The organism is Teichococcus aestuarii, assembly GCF_003116135.1.
Lineage (GTDB): Bacteria > Pseudomonadota > Alphaproteobacteria > Acetobacterales > Acetobacteraceae > Pseudoroseomonas > Pseudoroseomonas aestuarii.
Genome location: NZ_PDOA01000002.1, coordinates 521,216 through 542,226, shown reverse-complemented (window position 1 = coordinate 542,226; position 21,011 = coordinate 521,216). Strand labels below are relative to the sequence as shown.

The 21,011-nt window shown below is 72.2% G+C and carries 25 protein-coding genes and 1 pseudogene; 16 read left to right on the top strand and 10 right to left on the bottom strand.

The features are described 5' to 3' along the window. Together CR165_RS05470 and CR165_RS05465 are read right to left on the bottom strand one after the other, a co-directional pair. Window positions 1-480, bottom strand: a pseudogene (locus tag CR165_RS05470) (transposase); the annotation flags it as partial. 54 nt (window positions 481-534) lie between these two features. Then, window positions 535-1,608 carry a tyrosine-type recombinase/integrase gene (locus CR165_RS05465; protein WP_109515976.1) on the bottom strand — a complete coding sequence of 358 codons (1,074 nt, stop codon included), beginning with the start codon at window positions 1,606-1,608 and terminating at the stop codon, window positions 535-537. Window positions 1,609-2,061: 453 nt separating this feature from the next. Here CR165_RS05465 and CR165_RS05460 point away from each other — a divergent pair, with 453 nt between their 5' ends. Then, window positions 2,062-2,223 carry a DUF6726 family protein gene (locus CR165_RS05460; RefSeq protein ID WP_109515920.1) on the top strand — a complete coding sequence of 54 codons (162 nt, stop codon included), beginning with the start codon at window positions 2,062-2,064 and terminating at the stop codon, window positions 2,221-2,223. Between the two features lie 310 nt (window positions 2,224-2,533). On the opposite strand, the gene CR165_RS24895 is transcribed toward CR165_RS05460, so the two are convergent. Next, window positions 2,534-2,683 carry a hypothetical protein gene (locus CR165_RS24895; RefSeq protein WP_181378008.1) on the bottom strand — a complete coding sequence of 50 codons (150 nt, stop codon included), beginning with the start codon at window positions 2,681-2,683 and terminating at the stop codon, window positions 2,534-2,536. A gap of 176 nt (window positions 2,684-2,859) precedes the next feature. Between CR165_RS24895 and CR165_RS05455 the strand changes: the two genes are divergently transcribed. After that, window positions 2,860-3,066 (top strand): hypothetical protein, encoded by a 207-nt coding sequence (locus tag CR165_RS05455; protein WP_109515919.1) that lies wholly within the window; start codon window positions 2,860-2,862, stop codon window positions 3,064-3,066. 61 nt (window positions 3,067-3,127) lie between these two features. On the opposite strand, the gene CR165_RS05450 is transcribed toward CR165_RS05455, so the two are convergent. Then, complete coding sequence (locus tag CR165_RS05450; RefSeq protein WP_109515918.1) at window positions 3,128-4,135, bottom strand: Bug family tripartite tricarboxylate transporter substrate binding protein; 1,008 nt, start codon at window positions 4,133-4,135, stop codon at window positions 3,128-3,130. Between the two features lie 179 nt (window positions 4,136-4,314). Between CR165_RS05450 and CR165_RS05445 the strand changes: the two genes are divergently transcribed. After that, window positions 4,315-4,788, top strand: a complete 474-nt coding sequence (locus CR165_RS05445) for a CreA family protein (protein WP_109515975.1) — start codon at window positions 4,315-4,317, stop codon at window positions 4,786-4,788. Here CR165_RS05445 and CR165_RS05440 read toward each other — a convergent pair. Beyond that, window positions 4,754-5,503, bottom strand: a complete 750-nt coding sequence (locus CR165_RS05440) for a trypsin-like serine peptidase (protein WP_181378007.1) — start codon at window positions 5,501-5,503, stop codon at window positions 4,754-4,756. The genes CR165_RS05445 and CR165_RS05440 overlap by 35 nt on opposite strands. Window positions 5,504-5,608: 105 nt before the next feature. Between CR165_RS05440 and CR165_RS24890 the strand changes: the two genes are divergently transcribed. The 6 genes from CR165_RS24890 to CR165_RS05415 all read left to right on the top strand — a co-directional run bounded on the left by CR165_RS24890 (window position 5,609) and on the right by CR165_RS05415 (window position 10,621). Further along, window positions 5,609-5,785, top strand: coding sequence for a hypothetical protein (locus CR165_RS24890; RefSeq protein ID WP_181378006.1), 177 nt, complete (start codon window positions 5,609-5,611; stop codon window positions 5,783-5,785). 154 nt (window positions 5,786-5,939) lie between these two features. Continuing rightward, a complete protein-coding gene (locus tag CR165_RS05435; RefSeq protein WP_109515916.1) occupies window positions 5,940-7,139 on the top strand; it encodes an ABC transporter substrate-binding protein in 1,200 nt (399 codons plus the stop codon). A gap of 99 nt (window positions 7,140-7,238) precedes the next feature. Further along, window positions 7,239-8,153: a branched-chain amino acid ABC transporter permease gene (locus tag CR165_RS05430; protein ID WP_109515915.1), complete on the top strand. Its 915-nt coding sequence runs from the start codon at window positions 7,239-7,241 to the stop codon at window positions 8,151-8,153. Further along, window positions 8,146-9,159 carry a branched-chain amino acid ABC transporter permease gene (locus CR165_RS05425; RefSeq protein WP_245906137.1) on the top strand — a complete coding sequence of 338 codons (1,014 nt, stop codon included), beginning with the start codon at window positions 8,146-8,148 and terminating at the stop codon, window positions 9,157-9,159. Before CR165_RS05430 ends, CR165_RS05425 begins: the two co-directional genes overlap by 8 nt. After that, window positions 9,156-9,914: an ABC transporter ATP-binding protein gene (locus CR165_RS05420; RefSeq protein ID WP_109515913.1), complete on the top strand. Its 759-nt coding sequence runs from the start codon at window positions 9,156-9,158 to the stop codon at window positions 9,912-9,914. The genes CR165_RS05425 and CR165_RS05420 overlap by 4 nt, the downstream gene beginning before the upstream one ends. Window positions 9,915-9,919: 5 nt before the next feature. Then, window positions 9,920-10,621, top strand: a complete 702-nt coding sequence (locus tag CR165_RS05415) for an ABC transporter ATP-binding protein (RefSeq protein WP_109515912.1) — start codon at window positions 9,920-9,922, stop codon at window positions 10,619-10,621. A 32-nt stretch (window positions 10,622-10,653) separates the two neighbouring features. On the opposite strand, the gene CR165_RS05410 is transcribed toward CR165_RS05415, so the two are convergent. Together CR165_RS05410 and CR165_RS05405 are read right to left on the bottom strand one after the other, a co-directional pair. After that, window positions 10,654-11,064, bottom strand: a complete 411-nt coding sequence (locus CR165_RS05410; RefSeq protein ID WP_109515911.1) for a nuclear transport factor 2-like protein — start codon at window positions 11,062-11,064, stop codon at window positions 10,654-10,656. Between the two features lie 84 nt (window positions 11,065-11,148). Continuing rightward, complete coding sequence (locus CR165_RS05405; RefSeq protein ID WP_109515910.1) at window positions 11,149-11,355, bottom strand: ParD-like family protein; 207 nt, start codon at window positions 11,353-11,355, stop codon at window positions 11,149-11,151. 155 nt (window positions 11,356-11,510) lie between these two features. Between CR165_RS05405 and CR165_RS05400 the strand changes: the two genes are divergently transcribed. Beyond that, window positions 11,511-12,386, top strand: a complete 876-nt coding sequence (locus CR165_RS05400; protein ID WP_219929688.1) for an alpha/beta hydrolase — start codon at window positions 11,511-11,513, stop codon at window positions 12,384-12,386. Window positions 12,387-12,514: 128 nt separating this feature from the next. On the opposite strand, the gene CR165_RS05395 is transcribed toward CR165_RS05400, so the two are convergent. The 3 genes from CR165_RS05395 to CR165_RS05385 are packed head-to-tail and all read right to left on the bottom strand — an operon-like array spanning window position 12,515 to window position 15,089. Next, entirely contained in the window at window positions 12,515-13,276 is a 762-nt protein-coding gene (locus CR165_RS05395; protein WP_109515909.1) for a (Fe-S)-binding protein, read from the bottom strand. A gap of 47 nt (window positions 13,277-13,323) precedes the next feature. Further along, window positions 13,324-14,409 carry a murein transglycosylase A gene (gene mltA / locus CR165_RS05390; RefSeq protein WP_245906135.1) on the bottom strand — a complete coding sequence of 362 codons (1,086 nt, stop codon included), beginning with the start codon at window positions 14,407-14,409 and terminating at the stop codon, window positions 13,324-13,326. A gap of 5 nt (window positions 14,410-14,414) precedes the next feature. Then, window positions 14,415-15,089, bottom strand: coding sequence for a Tim44/TimA family putative adaptor protein (locus tag CR165_RS05385; protein ID WP_109515907.1), 675 nt, complete (start codon window positions 15,087-15,089; stop codon window positions 14,415-14,417). Between the two features lie 153 nt (window positions 15,090-15,242). On the opposite strand from CR165_RS05385, the gene CR165_RS05380 reads away from it, so the two are divergent. The 6 genes from CR165_RS05380 to dut all read left to right on the top strand — a co-directional run bounded on the left by CR165_RS05380 (window position 15,243) and on the right by dut (window position 20,812). Then, window positions 15,243-15,800: a histidine phosphatase family protein gene (locus CR165_RS05380; RefSeq protein ID WP_109515906.1), complete on the top strand. Its 558-nt coding sequence runs from the start codon at window positions 15,243-15,245 to the stop codon at window positions 15,798-15,800. A gap of 287 nt (window positions 15,801-16,087) precedes the next feature. Continuing rightward, a complete protein-coding gene (secB, locus tag CR165_RS05375) occupies window positions 16,088-16,627 on the top strand; it encodes a protein-export chaperone SecB (protein ID WP_109515905.1) in 540 nt (179 codons plus the stop codon). Window positions 16,628-16,741: 114 nt separating this feature from the next. Beyond that, complete coding sequence (murJ, locus tag CR165_RS05370) at window positions 16,742-18,286, top strand: murein biosynthesis integral membrane protein MurJ (protein ID WP_109515904.1); 1,545 nt, start codon at window positions 16,742-16,744, stop codon at window positions 18,284-18,286. 93 nt (window positions 18,287-18,379) lie between these two features. After that, complete coding sequence (locus tag CR165_RS05365) at window positions 18,380-19,117, top strand: class I SAM-dependent methyltransferase (RefSeq protein WP_109515903.1); 738 nt, start codon at window positions 18,380-18,382, stop codon at window positions 19,115-19,117. Between the two features lie 7 nt (window positions 19,118-19,124). After that, entirely contained in the window at window positions 19,125-20,366 is a 1,242-nt protein-coding gene (gene coaBC, locus CR165_RS05360) for a bifunctional phosphopantothenoylcysteine decarboxylase/phosphopantothenate--cysteine ligase CoaBC (protein ID WP_109515902.1), read from the top strand. Continuing rightward, a complete protein-coding gene (dut, locus tag CR165_RS05355; RefSeq protein WP_109515901.1) occupies window positions 20,363-20,812 on the top strand; it encodes a dUTP diphosphatase in 450 nt (149 codons plus the stop codon). The genes coaBC and dut overlap by 4 nt, the downstream gene beginning before the upstream one ends. Window positions 20,813-21,011 lie beyond the last annotated feature (199 nt).

Genomic DNA, 21,011 nt, shown 5'->3' with positions numbered 1-21,011 from the left:
CCGTGATCCGGCGGTAGCCGTATCGGCCGTATTGCCGGGCCAGGCCAATGATCGCCGCCGTCAGCGCCGCTTCATCGTCCGGAGGGGCTGGCGCCTGCCGCTGCGTCGCGCGATGCTGCCCCAGCACGCGGCAGGCAAAGCGCTCCGAGACGCCCAGTGACGCCCTGACATGCTCCACCGCCGCCCGGCGACGCGCGGCGCTCAGAAGTTTCCCGACGCGGCTTCCTTCAGCACCAGCTTCTCCAGCGTCAGATCCGCCACGGCCTTGCGCAGGCGGCTATTCTCCTGCTCCAACTGCTTCAGCCGCTTCACCTGGTCCAGCTTCAGGCCACCGTATTCCGACCGCCAGCGGTAGTAGGTCGCCTCCGTCACCCCAATGACCCGGGCACCCTCGGCCACCGTCTTGCCCTGCGCCACCAACACCTCGACCTGACGCAGTTTGGCCACGATCTCCTCCGGCTTGTGCTGCTTCCTCGCCATCTCAACCTCCTCCCCTCCGCGTCCCGCTAATCTCACATCAGCGGCGGTCCACTTTTAAGGGGGCAGGTCAAAGGTGTGCAGGGTGACACCCTCCAGGCCGGCTTCCCTGGCCAGCCGGTTCCAAGCGCCTGTCAGGCCTCCATAAGGCTTCCTCAGATCCCGGCCCGGCGCGACGTACACCTGCCCGGGCTGCCGTGGCGCCTTCTCCAGCAGGTCCAGCACTGCCTGCCCGATCGGCCGGACGGATGCGCCCTCTTTGCTGTCCTCCAGCCTCAGAGCGTGCCCCGCAGCATCGATCTCTGACCACTTCAGCTTCTCGACCTCGCCCCGCCTGCAGCCGGTCAGAGCCAGCAGCCGGATCGCCAAAATGGCCGAGGCGCTGCCGCTCTCCGCCTCCCACTTCGCCAGCGCCTGGCCGAGTCGCGCGTAGGTCTCCGGCGTCAGGCGAGCCCGCTTCCGCTGGTCTGCCGGCCGCTTCACCCCATGCACCGGGTTGGTGGGGATGATGCCCTCGGAGACGGCGAAGGACAGGATGCCGCCCAGCAGGCCCATGGTCCGGGTTGCAGCCCCCTTCCCGCCTTCCACGATCGACTTGCCCCGCGGCTTGCCAGTCTTGGCGGTCCTGGCCGCCTTGCCCGCCGCCACGTCGCGCATGAAGCGGGTGGCATCTGTCCGGCTCAGGTCCATGACCTTCCGGCTGCCCAGGAGGGGGAGAATGTGGGCGCTGATCCGGCTGCGGTCGGCCACCAGGGTGCTGGCCTTCTTCGGCGCACCCCGCTTTCCCAGGATCAGCCCCTTCTCGGCCGCCTCCAGGTAGCGCTCGCACAGCTCCTTCACGGTCAGGGAACTGCGCCGAGTCGCTCTCTCCTCGGCGGGGTCCTCCCCCTGCAAGACGCTGCCCAGCGTCGCCAGGGCCAGCTTCCGGGCATCCTCGGTGGTCAGCTTGCCGTGGGGCCCGAGCGTCATTCGTCGGCGCGCCCCAACCTTAGGCCGGTAGTCGGCGTAGTAGACCCTCTTGCCAGATGGAAAGATCCGCACCCCAAAGCCCGGCAGGTCGCTGCACCAGAGGAAGTACGGCTTCTCCCGCAGCTCGGCCGCGTCCACAACTCGCTTGGTCAGCTTCGGCATGATGACCTTTGCCCTGGGCATCTGGTGTCACCAGGGAGTCACCACGAAATGGGAAGCCGGGGAATATGCTGGAAAATATCGGAAAGCCCCGATCCAGCTTATCTAACTGAAAATAGCCAATTTATCCAATCTGGGAAAACGTCGGAAAACCGCAGAAAGCTTTCCAGCCCCACCCTCCGAAGGCAAAGGTCGTACGTTCGAATCGTATCGGGTCCGCCACCCTTTCGTTCCAGAAAATTCGGGCATGCCTGCGCTGTGGTCCAACGGGCCGCCGGCCGGTCGCCGCTTGGCGCCGTCTTCATCGCAGCCCTCCCCGTGGCCCGGCGGCCATGCCCGCCCTGCCCCCCCTCCGTGCCCCATTGAAGCCGCAGTCAAGGTGCCTGCTTCCGGACCCGGAACCCCGGCTGGCCCACGCCCGACCGGTGTGCCCGCCTCATCAAGGGAGATCGCCCGATGCGGTTGATCGTTTGTCTTGCGGCGCTTCTGTGCCTGAGTGGCTGCGGGCTGGTGGCCCTGCCCTTCCGTGTCGCCGGCGATGTGGTGAAGGTCGTGCCTGTTGTCGGCGGCCCGGTCGGCGGTCCGATCCATGCCGTCGGGGATGCGATCGACCCCTGATCCGCAGCAGGGCCGCGGACATCCCGCGCCCGGAGGCGGCCAGGATCGTTCCGGTCATTCCCTCGGGCACCTCCGGCGCGCTGGCCCGTCGCGGCGGGATTGCCAGCCGCCACAGCCGGCCGGGCCATGCCGCCCCGGCGCGTCCCGCGGCCAGCAGAATGCGAGCCTCCCTGCCGATAAGCGATGCCGCCGGCCGAAGCCTCCGCCTGCCGCACGAAATCGCCGCAGGCCGGTCCGGCCTGCGGCGCTTCATTTCAGGGCGGGGAAAAGACGAGCCAGCCCTGGCGCGGAGCCAGGGACAGGCCGCGCTTCAGAAGGCGCGAGCCACCACCAGCCCGATGAGCGCCCAGAGCGGAATGCTCAGCACCCCTCCCCACATCAGCCCCTTGGCTGGGGAGGGGCGCGCCTCCGGCAGCTCGAGGTCGAGGGACAGGCTGGGATCGGCAACGGTGTCGCTCATGGCGGTGCCTCGCGGAAGGTAGGAAGTATCCTGCGGACAAACTGTTAACGAGTTATTGATCCACCCAAATTCAAACAAAAGCGAGAGAAATTTCGCGGGTTCCGCACGCTTGCGGCCGCTCCGGCGCCGTCCCACTCTCTCCAGCGGCTCAGCAAGAAGCCGAAGGAGGAACCGCTATGACGCCGAACGACAATCTGCGCGTGCTGCGGCAACATGCCCTGGCGGCGCGCCGCAGCCACATCGCCCAGACGCTGGGCATCGCTCACGAGGCGCCCAGCGCCAGCCGCCTGCCGGATCTGCAACGCATGATCAACGGGCTGGACGCCGCGCTGGAGCTGCCGGCCCGCCCGGTGCCGGAGAGCAGCCAGCCGCGGCGTGCCTGAAGGCGGCGGAGCCGCGGCGCGCCTGAAGGCGGCAGAAAGGCGAAGGCGCGCGCCGGCTGCCTCAGCCTCCCAGCCGCACATTCGCGGTGCGCGCCACCGCCCGCCACTTGGCGATCTCCGCGCGGACGAAGGCGCCGGCCTCCGCCATCTCCTGGGGGGCCGGCGTGCCGCCCATCTGCTGCATCCGCGCTGCGAAGGCCGGGTCGCGCAGCAGGGACGTCACCTCCGCATTGACGCGGCGCAGGATCGGCTCCGGGGTGCCGGCCGGCGCGCACAGCCCGCCCCAGCCGATGGCCACGTAGCCCGACAGCGTCTCGCCGATGCTGGGCACCTCCGGCAGTTGCGGCGCCCGCGCGGCCGAGGTGACGCCCAGCGCCCGGATGCGCCCGGCCTGGACATGCGGCAGGGCGCTGGCCACGCTGTCGAACATCATCGGGATGTTGCCGGCCAGCAGGTCCGCCACCGCCGGGCCGCTGCCGCGATAGGGCACATGCGTCAGCCGCACCCCGGCCTGATGGGCGAACATCTCCGCCGCCATGTGCTGCGAGGTGCCGGGCCCGCCGCTGCCATAGTTGATGGCGCCGGGCGCCTGGCGCGCCGCCGCCACCAGCTCCGCCACGGTGCGGGGCGCGAAGGAGGGGTGCGCCACGATCACCAGCGGCACGGTGAACACCGTGGTGATGTAGGCGAAATCCGCCTCGGCATCGTAGGGCAGGTTGGGGATGACGCTGGGGTTGATGCCGTGTGTGCCGCTGGTGGAGGCCAGCAGGGTGTAGCCGTCCGGCGCCGCCCGCGCCCCCGCGTCGGTGCCCACCACCCCCGCGCCGCCGGCGCGGTTCTCCACCACCACGCGCTGCGGCCAGCGGCGGGAAAGCTCGTCGGCCAGCAGGCGCAGCATGGTGTCCGTGGCCTGCCCTGGCGGGAAGGGAATCAGCAGGCGGACCGGGCGGGACGGCCATTCGGCCTCGGCGCGGGCCTCGCGGCCGGTCAGCAGGGCGGGCAGGGTCAGGGCAGGGAGAGTCAGGGCAGGCAGGGCCAGAACGGCGCGGCGGCCGGGGGCGAGGGTCATTCTCGGGGCTTCCTCCAGGATTTGGCTGGCTGCATAGGCAAGCCGCACCAGGGGGGCAAGGCAGGGGCGGGATAAAGATCCCTCAGCGGCGCGCTCCACCCTTCGCCCCCGCCACCGCGCATCCCAGATGACATGTCACACTTCCCATGCCGGGCATGGCCCGGAGAAACAGGATGCGCATGAACCGATTCCGGCCTTTCATGGCCTTCGCCCTCGCCATGCTGCCGGCCCTGGCGGCGCCTGCCCTCGGCCAGACGCGAGTGGGCGAGATCAGCACCACCTTCCGCCTGGTGGGCCCCAACGACAAGGTGGTGGTGGAACGCTACGACGACCCGCGCGTGGCCAATGTCTCCTGCTACGTCTCGCGCGCCGACACGGGCGGACTCTCCGGCTGGGTGGGGCTGGCGGAAGACCCCTCGCGCTTCAGCATCGCCTGCCGCGCCACCGGGCCGGTCAGCCTGCCCGCCGGCCTGCCGCAGACGGAATCCGTGTTCCGCCAGTCCGCCTCGCCGCTGTTCAAGGCGCTGACGGTGACGCGCATCCTGGATGCCGAGAAGCGGGTGCTGGTCTATCTCATCACCAGCACCAAGCTGGTGGACGGCTCGCCCTACAACAGTGTCACGGCGGTGCCGGTCGAGACGGCGGCACGCTAGGCCCCGAGGGCGGCGGCGGCGGGGCAGGCAGGGCGGCGGCCGGCACGGCGATGCCGAGCGGCCGGTCCCGCGCCACCCCCACCGCCACGCCGGCGACGGCCCACCCCGCCCCCTCCGCCACCAGCAGCGGCGCGCCGCTGCTGCCGCGGGTGCCGGCGCAGTCGTGCAGCAGCAGCGGCGCCGCGGCCAGGACGCGGCAGCCGGAATCCGCCATCAGCACCTCCGGCCTGTCCTGCTGGTAGCCGCCGAGCAGCAGGGCGGTGCCCGGCGCCGGGGCCACGCGCAGCAGCGGCAACGCCTCATCCGCCTCGCCAAGGGGCCGGTCGAGGGTCAGCAGCGCCCAGTCCGCGCCCGCCGGGCCACGCCGCGCCGCCTCGAAGCCCGGGCCGGTCCGGTAGGCGACGACGCGCGCCTGGCCGGTCCATTCCCCCATCCGGTAGCCGCGCAGGAAATGCACCGAGCCGGGCTGCACCAGCGCGGCGGCGCGCGGCGCGACCAGGCAGTGCGCCGCCGTCAGCACATGGCGGGGGCCGACCAGCACGCCGGTGCAGCGGCCGCCCAGCTCCGTCTGCACCCGCCCGAAGGCCCGCCAGGGCGCCGCCGAGACATCCACCCCGCGGCGCGGGTCCGCCTCGCCCACGCCGGGCAACAGCGGGTTGGCCGCCACCGCGGCCGCGGCAAGGCTCAGCAGGAAGGCGGGCAGGAGGGCAGGCATCAGGCGCGGTCGTGGCATCGGCCGGGTGTGGCGCCCGCAGCCTGGGCTGGCGAATCAAATCCGGCGTTGGCTGTGCATCTTCTGGCAACGTTCCGCATTTACAGAATGTTCACGCATCCTGCGGCAAACATGAAATATCAGATCTTCGGGACGGTTTTTGATATGCGCTTCGCCTCTTCCCGCCGCTTCCAGGCCCGCCTGATCCGCCTCCTGCGCGAATGGCTGCTGCAAGGCGCCTATCGGCCGGAGCGCCGCTACATGCGGGGAATCGCCAACCGCTAGCGCGCCAGGCGGGCGGCCCGCCCGCGCCCTTTCCCGCCTGCCTTCCGGAGGGGCCGCCCCGGCCGATGGTTGCCGGCCCCGATCAGGTTTGCCCTTCGCCCTCCGCGTGAGACGGTTTAAGCACGAGGGAAACCTTCGGACGGGAAGACCTGGGATGATCGAAAGGCGGACCCTGCTGCGCGCGGCCGGCGCGACGGCGATGGCCCCTCTGCTGGCCCGCCCTGCCCTGGCCCAATCGGCCACCGGACAGGGCGCGGCACTCAAGATCGGCATGATCACCACCCTCTCCGGCCCGGGCGGCTACCTCGGGCAGGACATCCGGGATGCCTTCGCCCTCGCCATGGAGATGGAGGATGGCAGGCTGGGCGGCACGCCGGTGCGGCTGCTGGTGGAGGATGACGCGCTGAAGCCCGGCCAGGGCAAGCAGATCGCCGAGCGCTTCCTGAAGAACGAGAAGATCCGGCTGATGACCGGCGTGGTGTTCTCCAACGTGCTCGGCGCCGTGGCGCCGGACGTGCTGGATTCCGACGGCATCTATGTCAGCCCCAACGCCTCCCCCTCCACCTTCGCCGGGCGGGAGTGCCACCGCAACTTCTGGTCCGTCGCCTGGCAGAATGACAGCCTGCACGAGAGCGCGGGGCAGGCGGCGATGAATCTCGGCTTCAAGCGCATGTTCATCCTCGCCCCCAACTACCAGGCGGGGAAGGACGCCATCACCGGCTTCAAGCGCTTCTACAAGGGGCAGATCGCCGGCGAGGTCTATACCCGCCTCGACCAGACCGACTACGCCGCCGAGATGGCGCAGATCCGCGCCGCGCAGCCGGACGCGGTGTACCAGTTCCACCCCGGTGGCCTCGGCATCGCCTTCCTGAAGCAGTATGTGCAGGCCGGGCTCTCGGCCACCACGCCGATGGTGCTGGCCTCGCCCTCGATGGACAGCACCACCCTCGCCGCGGTGGGCGAGGCGGCGCTCGGCATCAACGTGACGGCGCAGTGGAACAGCGACTTCGACAACCCGGCCAGCCGCCGCTTCGTCGAGGCCTTCACCGCCAAGTACAACCGCACGCCCACCTACTACGCGCAGCAGGGCTACGACACGGCGCTGGCCATCGGCGCCGCGCTGAAGGGCACGGGCGGCAGCGTCGAGGATCTCGCCGCCTTCCGGAAGGCGATGCAGCCGGCTTCCTTCGAGAGCCCGCGCGGCCGCTTCGCCTTCGGCGCCAACCAGCACCCGGTGCAGGACTGGTTCCTGCTGAAGGTGGAGCGCGGCGCCGACGGCAAGCCCGCCCTGGTGACCAAGGGCAAGGTGCTGGAGAACCACACCGACGCCTACGCCGGCCAATGCCGGATGTGATAGGGCCGGGCGTCGCCGCAGGCGCGCCCGGGAGCTTGCGGAAATAAAGGAAGGGGGCCCGGGGGAATTCATTCCCCCGGCGCTTTCGGAGTCTGTCTGATGGTCCTGCTGCTGGAGCAGCTTCTGAACGGCCTGCAGCTCGGCGTCATGCTGTTCCTGCTGGCCGCAGGCTTGACGCTGGTGTTCGGCATCATGGGCGTGATCAACCTGGCGCATGGCTCGCTCTACATGGTAGGCGCCTTCGCCGCCGCCTGGGTGGCGGCACAGACCGGCTCGGCGCTGCTGGCGGTGCCGGCGGGCCTCGCGGCCGCCGCGCTGGCGGGCATGGCGGTGGAGCTGCTGGTGCTGCGCCGCCTCTATGCGCGCGACCACCTGGACCAGGTGCTGGCCACCTTCGGGCTGATCCTGTTCTTCAACCAGGGCGCCATCCTGCTGTTCGGCCGGCAGCCGCTCTTCGTGGACATCCCCGAGGGGCTGCGCGGCGCGGTGGAGATCATCCCCGGCGTGCCCTACCCGGCCTACCGGCTGGCCATACTGGCCGTGGGGCTGCTGGTGGCGGCGGGGCTGTACGGGCTGATCCGGCACACCCGCACCGGCATGCTGGTGCGCGCCGGCGCCACGCACCGGGAGATGGTCCGCGCCCTCGGCGTGGATGTGCGGAAGCTCTACACCCTGGTCTTCGGCCTCGGCGCGCTGCTGGCGGGGCTGGCCGGGCTGATGGCGGGGCCGATCTTCTCCGTGCAGGTCGGCATGGGGGAGCAGATCCTGATCATGACCTTCGTCGTCGTCGTCATCGGCGGCATCGGCTCGGTGCGCGGGGCGCTGGCGGGGGCGCTGCTGGTGGGGCTGGTGGACACGCTGCTGCGCGCCTACCTGCCCGCCCTGCTGCGCGGCGCCATGCAGGGCCCGGACGCCGACGCGCTGGCCGCCGGCCTCGCCTCCATGGGGGTCTATCTGCTGATGGCGCTGGTGCTGCTGCTGCGGCCGCGCGGGCTGTTCCCCGCCCATGCGTAGGATGTTCCGCCGCGCCCGCCGCCCCTCCCCCGGCTGGCTGGTGCTGCCGCCACTGCTGGCGCTCGCCATCGCCCTGCCCTGGGCGGCCGAGGCGCTGGGCACGCCGGCCAGCACCGGCCTCGCCACCCGCATGGCCATCTACGCCATCGCCGCCAGCGCGCTGAACCTGGTGCTGGGCTATGGCGGCATGGTCAGCTTCGGCCATGCCGCCTTCTTCGGCCTCGGCGGCTACACGGTGGGCATCCTCTACGCCCACTGGTCGTGGCAGGAGCCGCTCTGGGGCTTCATCCCCGGCACCACCTCGCTGCCGGTCACGCTGCTGGCCGCCATGGCGGTGGGCGGCGCTGGGGCGGCGCTGATCGGCGCGCTCTCGCTGCGTACCCGCGGCGTGCAGTTCATCATGATCACCCTGGCCTTCGCGCAGATGCTGTTCTTCCTGTTCGTCTCGCTGAAGGCCTATGGCGGCGACGACGGGCTGAGCGTGCGCCGCCAGGGCGAGTTCCCGGGGCTCAACCTGCGGGACGCGGCGCAGCTCTACTGGCTCTGCCTCAGCCTGCTGGTGGCCTGGCTGCTGCTGCTGTGGCGCGTCACGCGCTCGCGCTTCGGGCAGGTGCTCTCCGGCGCGCGGCAGAGCGAGCGGCGGCTCCAGGCGCTCGGCATCGCGCCCTATCCCTACAAGCTCGCCGCCTTCATCCTCTCCGGCATGGGCGCGGCGCTGGCGGGCGCGCTGATGGCCAACTACGCGCGCTTCGTCAGCCCCGACATGCTCGCCTGGACCAAGTCCGGCGAGCTGATGATCATGGTCATCCTGGGCGGCGTCGGCACGCTGATGGGGCCGGTGCTGGGCGCCATCGCGCTGGTCGGGCTGGAATACTGGCTGGCCGCGCTCACCGAGCACTGGCAGTTCGTGCTGGGGCCGCTGCTGATCGCGGTGGTGCTGTTCGCGCGCGGCGGGCTGATGGCGCTGCTGCGCCGGCCGGGCGCCCCGGGGCGGGCGCAGGCATGACCGCGCCGCTGCTGCTGGTGGAGGGGCTGCACAAGCGCTTCGGCGGGCTGCGCGCCACCGACGACCTCTCCCTCGCCGTCCGCATGGGCGAGCTGCACGCGCTGATCGGGCCGAACGGCGCCGGCAAGAGCACCGCCATCGGCCAGATCACCGGCGAGATCCGCCCCGATGCCGGGCGCATCCTGTTCGCGGGGCGGGACATCACCCGCCTGCCGCCGGCGCGGCGGGTGCGGCGCGGCCTCTCCCGCACCTTCCAGATCGTGCAGCTGCTGGACGAGGCGACGACGCTGGAGAACGTGGCGCTGGCCGTGCAGGCGCAGCAGGGCCACAGCTTCCGCTTCTGGCGCGACGCGCGGCGGGACGAGCGGCTGCGCCAGCCGGCCCGGCTGCTGCTGCTGCAGGCGGGGGTGGAGCCGGCGCTGTGGGAGCGCCCGGCGGGCGACCTCTCGGCCGGGGCGCGCAAGCAGCTGGAGCTGGCGCTCGCCCTGGCCGCCGCGCCGCGCCTGCTGCTGCTGGACGAGCCGATGGCCGGCCTCGGCCCCAGCGAATCCCGCGCCATGACCGAGACGCTGCGCGGCCTGAAGGGCCGCATGGCGATCCTGCTGGTGGAGCACGACATGGAGGCGGTGTTCGCGCTCGCCGACCGCGTCTCCGTGCTGGTGGACGGGCGCTGCCTCGCCTCCGGCCCGCCGGAGGAGATCCGCGCCGACCCCGCGGTGCGCGCCGCCTACCTCACCGAGGACGAGGAGGGCTGAGGCCGATGCTCGAGATCTCCGGCCTGACCGCCGGCTACGGCCACAGCCAGGTGCTGTTCGGCGTGGACCTCCTGGTGCGGGAGGGCGAGGTGGCGACGCTGCTCGGCCGCAACGGCATGGGCAAGACCACCACGGTGCGCGCCCTGCTCGGGCTGAACCCGCCGCGCGGCGGGCGGGTGGAATTCGGCGGGGAGAGCCTGGCCGGCGCCACGCCGGAGGCGATCGCGCGGCGCGGCATCGGGCTGGTGCCGGAGGGGCGGCAGGTCTTCCCCACCCTCACCGTGCGGGAGAACCTCGTCGCCACCGCCGCCAACCGCCTCGGCCTGCCCGAGCCCTGGGACCTGGCGCGCATCTACGCGCTGTTCCCGCGCCTGGCAGAGCGGGCGGGGCAGTATGCCCGCACCCTCTCGGGCGGCGAGCAGCAGATGCTGGCGATCGGCCGCGCGCTGATGACCAACCCCCGCCTGCTGGTGCTGGACGAGGCCACCGAGGGGCTGGCCCCGGTCATCCGCGCCGAGATCTGGGCCACGCTGGCGGCGCTGAAGGCGCGCGGCCTATCCATCCTGGTGATCGACAAGAATCTCGGCGCCCTCTCGCGGCTGGCAGACCGGCACCACGTGCTGGAGAAGGGCCGCACCGTCTGGACCGGCGACGGCGCCGCGCTGGCGCGGGAGGCGGCGCGGGTGCGCGGGTGGATCGGGCTGTAGGCAGGGGACGTTCCTGCAAGGGCTGCGCGGCCTCAGAGCCCCGCGCCGCGCGCCGCCCAAGCCGCCATTTCGCCATCGGCGATCGTCAGCGACACCCGCCAGCGATCCGCGCGGCGGAGGATGTAGACATGCTCCCACTCGGCGATCAGCGCGTCGCCCTCGCCCAGCATGCGGTAGGCCATGCGCGCCTCCGCGACGCCGGGGAACAGCTCGGCGGAGGCCAGCAGCCGCCCCACGGGCCGCACCACGCCCTGCTGGCGGTAGAACGCCATCAGCCTGACGCAGTGGTCGCGGAAGGCCGGCCGCTCCATGGCGAAGTTCCCGCCCGGCGCCGGGAACAGCCCCACCGGGTCCCACAATGCGCTCAGGGCATCGGCATCGCCGCGGGCGAAGGCATCGAGGTAGCCGGCGAAGAAGGCCCCGATCTCGTCCTGAATGGTCATTCTGACACTGCCCTGTGGCTGGAAATTCAGCGTGGCTGGAAATTCAGCGTGGCTGGAATTCGGTGTGGCCCGCCTTCGGCCGGCTCAGGCCCTGGTGGGCTGCACGGGACAATGTTCCGCCTGCAGCAGCTGCGTCCTGACGATGTCGTTGAAAGTCATGGCCGGGTTTGCCTCGGCCAGCATGCCGATCTTCATCCAGAACTCGGCCTGCGCGTTGATCGACCGGCACATGACCGTGCTGGCGCGGCGGGCCTGCTCATGGAGCCGGTCATCGATCTTGACGAGTCCCATCGGTCATCCAGCCTGTGCGAAGCCCATGGTCCGTATATGAACCATATACCCGCTGGTCAATGCACGCCGGCTTCTCGAAGGGCTGGCCTGTTGATCAGGCCCTGCCGTCCAGAACGGCACGCCAGAACGACACGAAGACGAAGGAAGATGCCCCGGTGACCGACACCTATCGCGGCATGGGCCGCGCCGCCCTGGACCGCGAATACAACGCCCGCGCCACCGTGCCGGACATCATGCCGATCCTGGCCGAGTACCGCGCCCGCACCGAGGCGGCGAAGGCCGCGCTGCCGGGGGCGCGCATCGGCCTGCCCTACGGCCCCACGGAGCCCGAGCGGCTGGACATCTACCCCGCCGCCACCCCCGGCCCGGCGCCGGTCTTCGTCTTCATCCATGGCGGCTACTGGCGGCTGCTGGACGCCGCCGATTCCGGCTTCATGGCGCCCTACCTCACCGCCGCCGGGGCCTGCGTGGTGGCGGTGAACTACGCCCTCGCCCCCGCCGCGACGCTCGACGAGATCGTGCGGCAATGCCGCGCGGCGCTGGCCTGGCTGCACGGCAACATCGGCCGCTTCGGCGGCGACCCGGCGCGAATCCATGTCGCCGGCAGCTCGGCCGGCGGGCACCTCGCGGCCATGCTGGCGGCGGGGGGCGACTGGCCGTCGCGCCTCGGCCTGCCGCCGCGCCCGGTGGCCGGCGCCACCCTGCTCTCCGGCCTCTACGAGCTGGAGCCGCTCCGCCTCTGCCACGTGAACGAGTGGATGCGGCTGGACGAGGCCGCCGCCGTGCGCAACTCGCCGGCCCTGCTGCCGCCTCCCGCGCCGGGCACGCCGCTGGTCTTCTCCGTGGCCGAGACGGAGACCGGGGAGTTCAAGGCGCAGACCCGGGCGCAGGCCGAATACTGCGCCGAGGCGGGCTGCGCCGTGACGGCCGTGCCGGCGCCGGCCGGCTCCAACCATTTCGACATCGTCTTCCAGCTCTGCGCCGACACGCCACTCGCGCGGGCGGTGCTCAGGGCCATGGGTCTTCGATGAGATTCTTCTTTTTCTGAAGAAAAAGAAGCAAAAAGACTTTTCGAGTTTTGCGGCGCGCTGGTGGCTGGCGCACCGCCAAACTGACAGAAGTTTTTTGGTTCTTTTTTCCAAAAAAGAACCCTTCGTCTTCACCCCGCGATGGGCGGCACATCCCGCGTCATGTCGGCCAGCACCTCGGCCACGTGGCGCACCTGCACCGGGCTGCCCTGGCGGTGCAGGCGGCCGGCCATGTTCAGCAGGCAGCCCATGTCGCCGGCCAGCAGCGTGTCGGCGCCCGTCGCCTCGATGTCCTTCACCTTGTCGGACACCATGCGGGTGGAGATGTCGGGGTACTTCACGCAGAAGGTGCCGCCGAAGCCGCAGCACAGCTCGGGCTCGGCCAGCTCCTTCACCGTCAGCCCCTCGACCCCCGCCAGCAGGCGGCGCGGCTGTGCCTTCACCCCCAGCTCGCGCAGGCCGGAGCAGGCATCGTGGTAGGCGGCCACCCCGGCATGGCGGGCGGCGACGCGCTCCAGGCCGCGCACATCCACCAGGAAGGAGACCAGCTCATGCGTCTTCGCCGCCAGCGCCTCGGCGCGGGCGCGATAGTGCGGGTCGTTGTCGAACAGGCCGGGATAGTGCTTCGCGATCATACCGGCGCAGGAGCCGGAGGGGGCGACGACGAAGTCGTAGGGCAGGAAGGCGTCGATGACGGGCCGGGCCAGGTCGCGCGCCGTGGCGCGGTCGCCGCTGTTGTAGGCGGGCTGGCCGCAGCAGGTCTGCAAGGCGGGCACCTCCACCTGGCAGCCGGCCTGCTCCAGCAGGCGGATGGCGGCGAAGCCGACGGAGGGCCGGTAGAGATCGACCAGGCAGGTGACGAACAGGGCGACGCGCGGCTTCGGCTCGGACATGGGCGGGGACGATAGCCGCGGCGGGGGCGGATGCAAGCGCCCGGCGCTCAGGGCGCGGCGGGCTCCAGCACGTAGAGCGTGGCCGTCTCCTTCATCCGCCCGGCGGCCTCGGCCGCCGCCTCGCCCCAGCCCCAGAACAGATCGGCCCGCGCCGGGCCCTTGATGGCGCCGCCGGTGTCCTGCGCCAGCACCAGCCGGCGGATCGGCGCGCCTGTCAGCGGGTGCTTCGCCACGATCCAGACGGGGCTGCCGAGCGGGATCTCGCCACGGTCCACGGCGATCGAGCGCAGCGGCGTCAGCGGCACGCCGAGCGAGCCGGAAGGCCCCTGCTCGGGCCGCGCGCTGGCCTCGCGGAAGAAGACGTAGGAGGGGTTCTCCGCCATCAGGGCACGGGCGCGCTCCGGCCCGGCCGCCTCCAGCCAGGCGAGGATGCTCTGCATCGACACCTGCTCGCGCGGGATCTCGCCGCGCTCGGCCAGCAGCCGGCCGATCGGCACATAGGCGCGGCCGTTCTGCGCGGCATAGCCCATGCGGCGGACGGAGCCGTCCGGCAGCACCACGCGGCCGGAGCCCTGGATCTGCAGGAAGAATTTCTCCGCCGCGTCGTCCACCCAGAGCAGGACCGGCGCCTCCACCGCGCCGGCCTCGATGGCGGCGCGGTCCGGGTAGGGCACCAGACGCCCCGCCTCCACCCGCCCCGCCGTGCGGCGGCCGCGCAGGTCGGGCGCGAAGCGGCCGAGATCCACCTCCACCAGGTCGGACGGGCGGCCGTGCAGGGGGATGGTGTAGGGGCCGCCGCGGCTGGCGGCGCCGCGCAGCTCCGGCTCGTAATAGCCGGTCATCAGCCCCTCGCCGGCGGCGCGCAGGGTGAAGCGGCGCTCGAAGAAGGCGCGGGCGGCGGCGTTGTCGCCGCGCGGCAAGGCCGCGGCCTCGGCGCAGAGCGCTTCCGGCAGGGCGGGCGGGCGGCAGCCGGCGATGAAGGCGGGGATGGCCTCGGCCAGACTGTCCTCGCCCCAGCCCGGCAGCTCCGCCACATGGCGGGGCGGCACGGCGCAGGCGGCCAGCAGGCAGAGCAGGGCGAAGGCGGCGATGCGGCCGGGGCGGAGGCCCCGGCCGGCCGGCGGGCGTGCCACGCGGCTCAGGCGGCGTGGGTGCCGACCAGCTTCCAGGTCGGGTCGGCGCTACTCAGGTCGCGCTGGAAGGTCCAGATGTCGGTCAGCTCGGTCACCGCCTCGGCGCCCGAGACGATGTCGCCATTCGGGCCGGTGGTGACGTTCACCTGGTCCGAGATGATGCGCACGGTGATGTCGGCCACGCTGCCGCGCAGATCGGCGGCCTCGATGGCCATGTCGTGCACGGCGCGGATCTCGGTGCGCTGCCGCTCGCCCGCCGTCTCGCGCGTCACCAGCGCCTGCTCGAAGCCGGCATAGGTGTCGGCGGAGAGCAGGTTGCGCAGCGTCTCGCGGTCGCCCTTGGCGAAGGCGGCGACGATCATGCGGAAGGCGCCCTCCGCCCCGGCCAAGAAGGCGGCCGGGTCGAAGCCGGCATCGGCCTGCCGGATCCGCTGCAGCGCCTGCCCGACGGGCGAGCGCGCATCCGGAATCGCCAGGCGCGGCGCGCCGGCCACCGGCGGCGGCGGCATCTGCGGCGCGTCCGATTCCGCCGGGCCGGGCATGCCCTGGCCGGGGACGGGACGCTCCTGCGGCGGCCGCTCGAAGCCTTGCCGGCGGCCCAGGACGCTGCGCAGCCGCAGCACCAGGAAGGCCGCCACCATGGCGAACAGGATCAGATCGACCGGAAATCCGCCGGACATTGCATTCTCCTCATGTGCATCACTTAGGGGTCATGCGGCGCCACCGCAACGGCCCCCGCCTGCCCAACCCGCCCGGCGCACGTCATAAAGCCGACATCTTGCCGCCCCACCCGCCTGCCGTTACTGCCAGCCCGTCCCCTCCGGAGTTCCGCGATGATCCTGCTGCGTCACGGCCAGAGCGAGTTCAACCTGCATTTCAGCGCGACCCGCCGCGATCCGGGCATCAAGGACCCGAAGCTGACCATCCTCGGCCGCCACCAGGCCGAGCAGGCGGCCGAGGCCCTGGCGGGCGAGGATATCCGCCGCATCATCGCCAGCCCCTACACCCGGGCGCTGGAGACGGCGGCGCCGCTGGCCCGCCGCCTCGGCCTGCCGGTGCTGGTGCACCCGCTGGTGCGCGAGCGCTATGCCTTCACCTGCGACATCGGCTCCCCCTGCGCCGCCCTGGCGATGCAGTGGCCGGAACTGGACTTCTCCCACATCGACGAGGTGTGGTGGCCCGCCACCGAGGAACCCGCCAGGCAGGTGGAGGACCGCGCCCGCCTGTTTCGCGCCGAGATGGGCGCGCTGGCGGACTGGGCGCACACCCTCGTCGTCAGCCATTGGGGGTTCATCATGTCGATGACCGGTGAATCGGTGGCGAACGGCCAGTGGCTGCGCTGCGACCCCACCGCCCCCGCCCCCGCCACCATCAGCTGGCGGCACGGCTGAAGCCGGAGGCCGCCCAGGGCGCGTGCCCGAAGCCGCCACGCCTGAAGCGCCCGCGCCCGAAGCCCGCCCGTGCCTGAACGCCGTGCCTCCTGAACGCCGTGCCTCCTGAACTCCGTGCCTCCTGAACTCCGTGCCTGAAGCCCCCGGGCCTGAAGCGCTGTGACAGAGCGGGCGGGGCGTGCTACCCCGCGCCGCGAGTCCGGCGGCGCCGGCCCGGCCCAGCGCCGCACCCCGCCCGCCGCACCCGAACGAACACCGACCCTCCGGCAACCGCATCAGGGGCCCGCATGTCCGACACCCAGCTTCCGCCCGACAACAACACCGCCCCGAACGGCGCCGTGCCGCCGGGCCCGCTGCTGCTGAACCTGCAGTACACCAAGGACCTCTCCTTCGAGGTGCCGGGCGCGCCGGAGATCTTCGCGACGCTGCGCGAGCAGCCGCGCATCGACCTGGCGCTGGACGTGCAGGCCCGCCCGCTCCAGCAGGGCGGCAACGTCTATGAGGTGGAGCTGCAGATCCGCGCCGACGCCCAGGCGCCGGCGCCGAACGGCACCACCCAGCCCGCCTTCATCGCCGAGCTGTCCTATTGCGGCATCTTCACGCTGAACGTGGAGCCCAACCTGGTCGAGCCGCTGCTGCTGGTCGAGTGCCCGCGCCTGCTCTTCCCCTTCGCCCGCAACATCCTGGCCGACGTGACGCGCGATGGCGGCTTCCCGCCCGTGATGCTCTCGCCGATCGACTTCGTGGCGCTGTGGCAGTCCCGCCGCGGCCAGGGCGATGCCCAGTTCCAGGGCGGCGCCCCTGTGCCGCCGGTGGCCAGCGCCTGAGGCGCCGGCGCGGGGCCGCGTGGCCCCGCGCAGCCGGCCGGGGCAGCCTGCCCCGGCCATCCCGCCTTTCCCGTCACGCCGGCCGCACCGGCCGCCCCGCCCAGGCCCGCCCGGATGCTGCGCAATATCCTCACCATCGGCGGCTGGACCTTCGCCAGCCGAATCCTGGGCTTCGCCCGCGACATGCTGATCGCCGCGACCCTCGGCGCCGGGCCGATGGCCGATGCCTTCTTCATCGCGCTGCGCCTGCCCAACCTGTTCCGCCGCCTGTTCGGCGAGGGCGCCTTCAACGCCGCCTTCGTGCCCGCCTTCACCGGCACGCTGACGCTGGAGGGGCCGAAGCGCGCGCGCGAGCTGGCCGCCCGCATGTCCACGCTGATGACGCTGTGGCTGTCGCTGCTGGTGGGGCTCGGCATGCTGTTCATGCCGCAGGTGATGCGGGTGCTCACCCCGGGCCTGGTGGACGACCCCTCGCGCTTCGGGCTGGTGGTGGAGCTGTCGCGCATCACCTTCCCCTACCTTGTCTTCATCTGCCTCACCGCGCTGGTCTCGGGCGTGCTGAACGCGGTGGACAGGTTCGCCCTCGCCGCCGGCGCGCCGCTGCTGTTCAACCTCTTCGCCATCGGCGCGCTGTTCGCCCTCACCCCCTTCGTGGCCAGCCCGGCGCATGCGCTGGCCTGGGGCGTCACCGTCTCCGGCGTGGCGCAGCTCATCCTGGTGGTGGTGGCCTGCCACAAGGTGGGAATGGGCTTCCCCATCCTCTCCTTCCCGCGCCTGACGGCGGAGACGCGCGCCGTGCTGAAGCGGATGGTGCCCGGCGTGCTGGGCGCCAGCGTCACCCAGCTCAGCCTGGCCATCGACATCTTCATCGCCTCGCTGCTGCCGGTCGGCGCCATCAGCTTCCTCACCTATGCGGACCGCGTGGCGCAGCTGCCGCTCGGCGTGGTGGGGGCGGCGGTGGGCACGGCGCTGCTGCCGGTGCTCTCGCGCCAGTTGCGCGGCGGCAAGCCGCTCTCGGCGCACCGCAGCATGAACCGGGCGGTGGAGCTGTCCCTCGCCCTCACCCTGCCCGCCGCCGCCGGCCTCATCGCGCTGGCCGAGCCGATCGTGCGCGTGCTGTTCCAGCGCGGCGCGCTGGGCGCGGAGGAGGCGGTGCTGGTGGGCGAGGCCCTGCGCGCCTACGCGCTCGGCCTGCCCGCCTTCGTGCTGATCAAGGCCTTCGCCCCCGGCTTCTTCGCCCGCGGCGACACCGCCACCCCGGTCAAGATCGGCATCGCCGTGGTGGCGGTGAACCTCAGCCTGTCGCTGACCCTGACGCAGTTCTTCGGCCATGTCGGCATCGCGCTCGCCACCTCGCTGGCGGCCTGGGTGAATGCCGGGCTGCTGTCCGGCATCCTGGCACGGCGGGGCCATTTCGTCGCCGACCGCCGGCTGCGCCGCAACCTCTGGCGCCTGCTGCTGGCGGCGGCGCTGATGGCGGCGGTGGTGGGGGGGCTGATGCTGGCCACCTTCCCGCTGCCCGGCACCGGCACCGGGCCGGTGCGGCTGGCCATCCTCGCCGCCCTGGTGGCGGTGGGGGCGGGGGTCTATTTCGGCGCCACCCAGGCGCTGGGCGCGCTCCAGCTGCGCGAGGTGCTGCGGCGCGGCCGCAAGGCCTGAGGCCGCGGGCGGGGCCCGGGGCGAGACGGGCGCGGGGAGAATTCATCCGCCGCCCGTCTTCCCGCCCCGGCCGATCGCGCTATCTTGGCAGGCATGACCCAGACCACGGATTTCGGCTTCCGCGAAGTGCCCAGGGACGCCAAGGCGTCGATGGTGCGGGAGGTGTTCGACAGCGTCGCGCCCAAATACGACGTGATGAACGACCTGATGTCGCTCGGCCTGCACCGGGCCTGGAAGCAGATCTTCGTGGCCGCCATCGCCGCCGGCCCGCGCGAGACGCTGCTCGACCTCGCCGCCGGCACGGGCGATGTCGCCTTCCTGGCCAAGAAGCGCGGCGCGGGCCGGGTCATCCTCTCCGACATCAACGCCGCGATGCTGAATGTCGGCCAGAACCGCGCCCTGCAGAAGGGGCTGGCGGAGGGGCTGACCTATGTCTGCTCCGACGCCGAGCGCATCCCGCTGCCGGATGCCAGCGTCGAGAAGGTCTCCATGGCCTTCGGCCTGCGCAACTGCACCGACAAGGACGCGGTGCTGCGCGAGGCGCACCGCGTGCTGCGCGTCGGCGGGCGGATGCATGTGCTGGAATTCTCCCGCCTGGAGATCGACGCGCTGCGGCCGCTCTACGATGCCTGGTCGTTCAAGGCGCTGCCGGCCATCGGCGGCCGCATCGCCCAGGATTCGGAGAGCTACCAGTATCTCGCCGAGAGCATCCGCATGTTCCCCGACCAGCCGACGCTGGCGGGCATGATGGAGCGCGCCGGCTTCGAGCGGGTGAAGTGGCAGAACCTCTCGGGCGGCATCGTCGCCATCCATACCGGCTGGAAGCTTTAGGCCCCTCATGCCGGCGGGGAAGCATGTGCTGCTCGTCGTCTCGGGCAGCGTCTCCGCCTACAAGGCGCTGGAGCTGACGCGGCTGCTGCGCAAGGCCGGCGCCCGCGTCACGCCCGTGCTGACGGCCGGCGGCGCCCGCTTCGTCACGCCGCACGCGCTGCAGGCCATCGCCGGGGAGCCGGTGCACCAGGATCTCTGGTCGCTCCAGGGGGAGGCGGATGTCGGCCATATCCGCCTGGCGCGGATGCCGGACATGGTGGCCGTGGTGCCCGCCTCGGCCGACCTGCTGGCGAAGATGGCGCATGGTCTGGCCGACGACCTCGCCACCACCGTGCTGCTGGCGACGGAGCGGCCGGTCCTGGTGGCGCCGGCGATGAACTGGGCGATGTGGGGCCACGCCGCGACGCGGGCCAACATGGCCCTGCTGCGAGCGCGCGGCGTGCGGGTGGTGGGGCCGGGCACCGGCGCCATGGCCGAGGCCGAAAGCGGGCCGGGCCGCCTGGCCGAGCCGGCCGAGATCTTCCAGGCCATCGCCGCGCTGCTGGCGCCGCCCGCAGCCGAGCCGCAAATACCACAGGCGGCGGGGCCGCTCGCCGGCCGGCATGTGCTGGTCACCAGCGGCCCGACGCACGAGCCGATCGACCCGGTGCGCTACATCGCCAACCGCAGCAGCGGCCGCCAGGGCCACGCCATCGCCGCCGCGCTGGCGGCGCTGGGGGCGCGCGTCACCCTCGTCTCCGGCCCGGTGGCGCTGCCGGACCCGGCGGGGGTCTCGGTGGTGCATGTGGAGAGCGCGCGCGAGATGCTGGCCGCCTGCGAGGCCGCCCTCCCCGCCGACGCCGCCATCTGCGCCGCCGCCGTGGCCGACTGGCGCAGCGCCGGGGAGGCCACCCAGAAGCTGAAGAAGGTGCCGGGCGCGCCGCCGCCGCCGCTGGCGCTGGCGCTGAACCCGGACATCCTGGCCACGCTCGCCGCCCATGCGCGGCGCCCTGGCCTGGTGGTGGGCTTCGCCGCCGAGACGGAAAACGTGGTGCCCAACGCCATCGCCAAGCGCCGGCGCAAGGGCTGCGACTGGATCGTGGCCAACGACGTCTCGGGCGACGTGATGGGCGGCGCCGAGAACACCGTGCACCTGGTGACCGAGGCCGGGGTCGAGGACTGGCCGCGCCTGCCCAAGGCCGAGGTGGCGGCACGCCTCGCCGCGCGCCTCGCCGCCCAGCTTGCCGAACCGGAGACCCGCCCCGCATGAGCACCGCCACCATCGCCGTCCGCCGCCTGCCCCATGCCGAGGGGCTGCCGCTGCCGGCCTACGCCACGGCGGGCGCCGCGGGCTTCGACCTGCTGGCCGCCGTGGACGCGCCGCTGACCCTCGCCCCCGGCGCCCGCGCCCTGGTGCCCACCGGGCTGGTGATGGCGCTGCCCGAGGGGCACGAGTTGCAGATCCGCCCGCGCTCCGGCCTGGCGCTGAAGCACGGCATCGTGCTGCCCAACAGCCCTGGCACCATCGACGAGGACTACCGGGGCGAATTGCAGGTCATCGTGATGAACGCGGGCACGGAGCCGTTCACGGTGGAGCGCGGCATGCGCATCGCCCAGGGCGTGCTGGCGCCCGTCACCCGTGCCGCCTGGGCCGAGGTGGCGGCGCTGCCGGAGACGGCGCGCGGCGGCGGCGGCTTCGGCAGCACCGGCCACTAGCCACCACGCCGGCAGGCGGGCAGGCACGGGATTCACGGGAAGGGAGCCGCGGGCTCCCTTTTCCACATCCGCCCTCCACTCCTTATCGGCGACTCCCCGGGGCCGGTTTCCCGGTGCCGGCGACGCACGCCAGCAATCGAACATAGAAAAAACGAAACGGTTGCAAGCCCAGAAGAACAAATTTTCGAAATAATAGTTT